5 protein-coding genes and 1 pseudogene are annotated in these 5,610 nt (G+C 72.6%); 3 read left to right on the top strand and 3 right to left on the bottom strand.

The genetic code is table 11. The annotated features are described in order from the left end of the window. Window positions 1–776: AAA family ATPase (locus ACFW2E_RS40370; protein ID WP_384475131.1), on the top strand; the 776-nt coding region annotated here is incomplete at its 5' end. Between the two features lie 545 nt (window positions 777–1,321). After that, window positions 1,322–1,852, top strand: a complete 531-nt coding sequence (locus tag ACFW2E_RS40365; protein WP_384475129.1) for a YbjN domain-containing protein — start codon at window positions 1,322–1,324, stop codon at window positions 1,850–1,852. Window positions 1,853–1,872: 20 nt separating this feature from the next. On the opposite strand, the gene ACFW2E_RS40360 is transcribed toward ACFW2E_RS40365, so the two are convergent. Beyond that, window positions 1,873–3,081 carry a hypothetical protein gene (locus tag ACFW2E_RS40360; RefSeq protein ID WP_384475126.1) on the bottom strand — a complete coding sequence of 403 codons (1,209 nt, stop codon included), beginning with the start codon at window positions 3,079–3,081 and terminating at the stop codon, window positions 1,873–1,875. A gap of 206 nt (window positions 3,082–3,287) precedes the next feature. On the opposite strand from ACFW2E_RS40360, the gene ACFW2E_RS40355 reads away from it, so the two are divergent. Then, a complete protein-coding gene (locus tag ACFW2E_RS40355; protein WP_384475123.1) occupies window positions 3,288–3,605 on the top strand; it encodes a hypothetical protein in 318 nt (105 codons plus the stop codon). A gap of 39 nt (window positions 3,606–3,644) precedes the next feature. Here the strand turns inward: ACFW2E_RS40355 and ACFW2E_RS40350 are convergent, their stop codons facing one another. Both ACFW2E_RS40350 and ACFW2E_RS40345 read right to left on the bottom strand, forming a co-directional pair. After that, the gene (locus ACFW2E_RS40350; RefSeq protein ID WP_384475120.1) at window positions 3,645–4,838 is read right to left on the bottom strand and encodes a pyridoxal phosphate-dependent aminotransferase; all 1,194 of its coding nucleotides are present in this window, start codon (window positions 4,836–4,838) and stop codon (window positions 3,645–3,647) included. 399 nt (window positions 4,839–5,237) lie between these two features. Continuing rightward, window positions 5,238–5,610: pseudogene (locus ACFW2E_RS40345) on the bottom strand (hypothetical protein); the annotation flags it as partial.

The raw sequence follows: 5,610 nt of genomic DNA, 5'->3' as shown, positions 1-5,610 counted from the left end.
TCGGCAAGACCGAACTGGCCAAGGCGCTCGCCGACTTCCTCTTCGACGACGAGCGGGCCATGGTCCGCATCGACATGTCGGAGTACGGCGAGAAGCACAGCGTGGCCCGGCTGGTCGGCGCTCCCCCCGGCTACGTCGGCTACGAGGAGGGCGGCCAGCTCACCGAGGCCGTGCGCCGGCGCCCCTACAGCGTCGTGCTGCTCGACGAGGTGGAGAAGGCGCACCCGGAGGTCTTCGACATCCTGCTCCAGGTGCTGGACGACGGCCGTCTGACGGACGGTCAGGGCCGTACGGTCGACTTCCGCAACACCATCCTCGTCCTCACCTCGAACCTGGGCAGCCAGTTCCTGGTCGACCCGAGCTTCGGCGAGGCGGAGAAGCGGGAACAGGTGCTGCAGACGGTCCGTGCCTCCTTCAAGCCGGAGTTCCTCAACCGGCTCGACGACCTGGTCGTCTTCTCGGCGCTGACCAAGGAGGAGCTGGCCCGGATCGCCCAGCTGCAGATCGACCGGCTGGCCCGGCGGCTGGCCGAACGGCGCCTCGGCCTGGAGATCACTCCTCAGGCGCTGGCCTGGCTCGCCGACGAGGGCAACGACCCGGCCTACGGCGCCCGTCCGCTGCGCCGCCTCGTCCAGACGGCCATCGGCGACCGTCTCGCCAAGGAGATCCTCTCCGGGGAGGTCAAGGACGGCGACACGGTCCGTGTGGACGCCTTCGGCGACGGGCTGATCGTGGGCCCGGCGACGGCGGAGGAGAAGCCCGCCAAGACGCTGTGACGGACGCGGCGGCCCGCCCCCGCACCACGGGGTGGGCCGCCACCCGCACGGTGAACGCCGTGAACCGCACCAGGAAGCTGTCCGAGCCCTCGTACTCCACGTCGACGGCGGTGCCGGAGCCGGGGGGAAGCCGTGCCGGGGACGTTGCCGGCACAGTCCCCCTCGCCGGGCATCGTGGGCCCCCTTCGGCAGCTTCGCCCCGCCGAAGGACAGCGCCCTCTCGCACGACGCCTTCCCGGGCCCTGCGCCGGGCGGGAGGTCCGGCGGTGTCGACCAGGCCGCCACCAGCACGACCGGACCGGTCGGCAGCACCGGGACCGCCACCAGGGCCGTGACCGTCCTCCACCGGGTCCGGCCGCGCTCGTCCGGCCCCGCCCCCGCTTCGTCCGGTGTCCGCGCCACGCCGTCCGCCCCGCTCCCCGCACCCGGTCTTCCCGTGACAGGCTGGATCATGTCAGCCGAGGGCTGACAGGCCCCGTCGGGGCTTGCCACCCCCCTCCCCGCATGGGGGAGGATGGCGGGATCCGTACGAAGGGAAAATCACGGTGACCATCGACCCGTCCTCGATTCCGAACTTCGGGGGCCAGCCCGAGCCGCAGCCGCAAGGACCGGCGGGCCCCGTCGTCCCGGATCAGGACCTCGTGAAGCAGCTCCTCGACCAGATGGAGCTCAAGTACGTCGTCGACGACGAGGGTGACCTCGCGGCGCCGTGGGAGCAGTTCCGTACGTACTTCATGTTCCGCGGGGAGGCCGAACAGGCGGTCTTCTCGGTGCGCACGTTCTACGACCGCCCCCACAAGATCGACGAGAAGCCGCAGCTGCTGGAGTCCATCGACGACTGGAACCGGCGGACCCTGTGGCCCAAGGTGTACAGCCACACCCACGACGACGGCACCGTCCGCCTCATCGGCGAGGCGCAGATGCTGATCGGCACCGGCGTCGACCTGAACCACTTCGTCTCCTCCACGGTCAGCTGGGTGCGGGCCGCGATCGAGTTCGACAAGTGGCTCGTCGAGCAGCTCGGCCTCGAGCAGGAGGTCAACGAGTCGGAGAAGCCGGAGGACGACGAGGAGTAGTCCCCGGCACCTCGCAGTACCTACAGCGGCGTACGGGCGAACACGACCAGATACGCGCCGTAGACGAACGAGAGCCCGGCCAGGGCGCAGACCACCACGGTCGCGTGCCCCGGCCGGGCTCTCGCCGTCCGCACCAGCGCCCGGGCCAGCGGCAGCAGCAGCGGGAACGCGGGCAGCAGGAAACGCGGCTTGGACTCGAAGAACCCGGAGCCGCCGAGCGCGATGAGCAGCAGGACGCCGCTGTGGACCAGGAGGGGGAGCGGGGCGCGGTCCACGACGAGCAGCGCGTACATCAGCACGCCGGCCGCCACGATCACCATCGTCATGGGGAAGACGAACCGGTTGCCGTGCAGGAGGAGCTGGCGCACGAAGTGCAGCGACCCGTGCCCGAAGTCGAACCGCGACCCCCACAGCCGCTGCACCTCGAAGTACCCGCCCAGCAGGTTCCCCTTGCGCCGGCCGACCCAGAGCACGTACGCCGTCCACCCCAGCGGGGCGAGCGCGGCACCCGTCCACAGCCTGTGGGAGACCCTGCCGTTGCGCCGGCGTGTGCGGTACGCCTCGCAGGCCGCCGCGGCGATGACGGCCGTGGCCACCGCGAAACCGTTGGGCCGGGACAGCCCGGCCAGCGCCGCCAGGCACCCCGCCCACACCCAGTTCCCGCACAGCACCGCGTACAGCGACCAGGCGGCGAACGCGGTCAGCACCGGCTCGGTGTACGCCATCGACAGCACGACGGAGTGCGGGAGCAGCCCCCACAGCAGCACGAGCGCCGTGCCCACGGCTCTGCCGTGCAGCCGGTCCCCGATCGCGTAGATCCCGCAGGCGGCGACAGCGGCCGCGGCCCACGACACGATCAGCCCTGCGGCGCCCCCGCCGAGCGGGGTCAGTGCGGTCACGATCCGCACCAGCCCCGGGTAGAGCGGGAAGAACGCCAGGTCGCTGTGGATGACGGTGGGGTGGAAGTACAGGGTGCGGCCGTAGCCGTGCGCGGCGATGCCCAGGTACCAGGCCGAGTCCCAGGAGCGGCCGAGCAGGGCGAGCGGCTGTCTGCCGGTGGCCCAGGCGGCCACGGCGAGCACGGCCGTCCCGGAGAGCCGGGTGACGGCGAACAGCCCGACGGCGACCCCGCTCGCCGCGGCGAGGGGCAGCCGGGGGCGTACGCGTTCCCGGGGGCCGGGCTCCTGTGTGACTGCGTGAGGGGCGAGAGTGGTGCTGGCGTGGGTCACATCTCCGCACCTTGCAGGGGGGTGGGCCGGGGCGCGAGCAGAGCACATCCGAGCGGGTGCGCTTGCCGGCGGGTCGGCGTGGCGGCGTGACACGGCGTGTTTTGTCTGCCGTGGCCGACTCCTGCCACCAGGATCAGCGAAGATCGGTCACGACCATATGGAAGTTCGATCACGACCGATCGAGATCGACCGAACCGGGGGTAGACGTGTTCAGCAAGAAGGAAACGCACTTCGTCGTCCTGAACGACCTCGACGAGGCGCGCGCCGCGCTCCAGGAGGCGCTGCGGCAGGCCGGGGACGACGGGAGCGCCCCGGGGCTGCGCCGGGCGCTGGAGATAGCCGACGGGATCGGCGGGGGCGAGGACCCGCGGGTGCGCTGGGCCCGGCAGGTGCTCGACGGGGAGGGCATCGACCCACGGGCGCGGGAGGTCCACGCCGTCAAGGCGCTGCGCCAGGCACTGCCCGGACTGAGCCTCGTCGCGGCGGTGCACCTGGTCCGCCAGTGCCAGGCGCCCGCCGTCTAGAGCGCCCCGTCCCGGCCCTCGCCCCGGTCCCCGTCGCCGTCACAGCCGGCGCAGGCGCTCCACCGCCTCCCGCAGGACCTCCTCCCGCTTGCAGAACGCGAAGCGGACGAAGGGGGCGCCCGCGTCGCGGTCGTCGTAGAAGACGGCGTTGGGGATGGCGACCACGCCCGCGCGCTCGGGCAGGGCCCGGCAGAAGGCGAAGCCGTCCTTCTCGCCGAGCGGGCGGATGTCGGTGGTGACGAAGTAGGTGCCGGCGGGCCTGAACACCTCGAAGCCCGCCTCCGCCAGACCCGCCGCCAGCAGGTCCCGCCTGGCCAGCATGGAGTCGCGAAGACCGGTGAAGTACGAGTCGGGCAGCGAGAGGGCCTCGGCCACCGCGTACTGGAACGGCCCCGACGAGACGTACGTCAGGAACTGCTTCACCGAGCGCACCGCCGTCACCAGTTCGGGCGTGGCCGTCACCCAGCCGACCTTCCAGCCGGTGAAGGAGAAGGTCTTCCCCGCGGAGCCGATCGTCACCGTCCGCTCGCGCATCCCGGGGAAGGAGGCGAGGGGCAGATGGGCCGCGTCGTCGAAGACCAGGTGCTCGTAGACCTCGTCCGTCACGACCAGCAGGTCCCGCTCCACCGCCAGCTCCGCGATCGCGGTCAGCTCCTCGCGGGTGAGGACCGTGCCGGTCGGGTTGTGCGGGGTGTTGATCAGCAGCAGCCGGGTGCGGTCGGTGACGGCCGCGCGCAGCTCGTCGAGGTCCAGCCGGAAGCGCGCGCCCCCGTCCACGTGCGGGCGCAGCGTGACCGGGACGCGGGTGCCGCCGGCCATCGCGATGCTCGCGGCGTAGGAGTCGTAGTACGGCTCGAGAGCGACGACCTCGTCACCCGGTTCGAGCAGTGCGAGGAGGGAGGCGGCGATGGCCTCGGTGGCGCCCGCCGTGACCAGCACCTCCGTGTCGGGGTCGTACGACAGACCGTAACGGCGCCGCTGGTGCGCGGCGATCGCGGTGCGCAGCTCGGGGATACCGGGGCCCGGGGGGTACTGGTTGCCGTGGCCCTCGCGCAGGGCGCGTACGGCCGCTTCGCGGATCTCCTCCGGACCGTCGGTGTCGGGGAAGCCCTGGCCCAGGTTGATGGACCCGGTCCGCACGGCCAGGGCGGACATCTCGGCGAAGATCGTCGTCCCGAACTCGGCGAGCCGGCGGTTCAGGAAAGGGCGTGCGCTGGAGGTCATGCCGGTCATCCTGCGCCGAAGCTCTGGAGTTCCTCAACTCTGCTTTGGCGTTCGCGACGGCCGGGCATCCCCGAGTCACGCGGCGGTCGCACGGCAGCCACGTGAGAGGCGAGGCGCCCACGGGGGGCCGCTTCGGGGGAACGGAAGGAGGGGTGACGCCATGGTCGTCGGCATCATCCTGGCGGTGATCGCGGTCCTGTTCGTCGGGGCCGTGGTGAAGGGATCGCGCAAGGACCGGTACGCCAAGCGGTGCCGGAGCGGGGCCCGGTCCTCGTCTTCGTCGTCTTCGTCGTCCGGCGCCGGCAGCAGTTGGTGGGCGGGCACCACGGACGGCGGCTCGTCCGGCGGGCACCACGGGGGGCACCACGGGGGGCACGGCGGGCACGGGGGTCACTCGTGCGGCGGCGGTCACTCCTCCTGCGGAGGCGGGTCGTCGTGTGGTGGGGGATCGTCGTGCGGAGGTGGATCGTCGTGCGGCGGCGGATGCGGGGGAGGCAGCTGACACGGGGCAGCTGAGCTCCGGAACAACAGGGGGAACCGCATCCGGGCCCGGGGGCGGGCGGCGCCCCGCCGGGGGCGCGGCCGGGGGGGGGCGCCCGTCTCCGGGAGCAGTTCGATCCTGCCGCTGCGGGTCTTCAGGGGCTGCGGGAGGCGCGGGCGCAGGGGGCCGAGGTCGATGCCGTGGGGGTGGGCGAGCAGCCGCTGGAGGGTCAGCCCGTCCGGGCGGGCGCCGAAGCCGTCGCCGTAGGGGCCGAGGCGCAGCATCAGGTCGAGCCGCCGC

Source organism: Streptomyces sp. NPDC058964 (assembly GCF_042741275.1).
Classification (GTDB): Bacteria; Actinomycetota; Actinomycetes; order Streptomycetales; family Streptomycetaceae; genus Streptomyces.
This window is presented reverse-complemented; position numbering and strand designations above follow the sequence as displayed.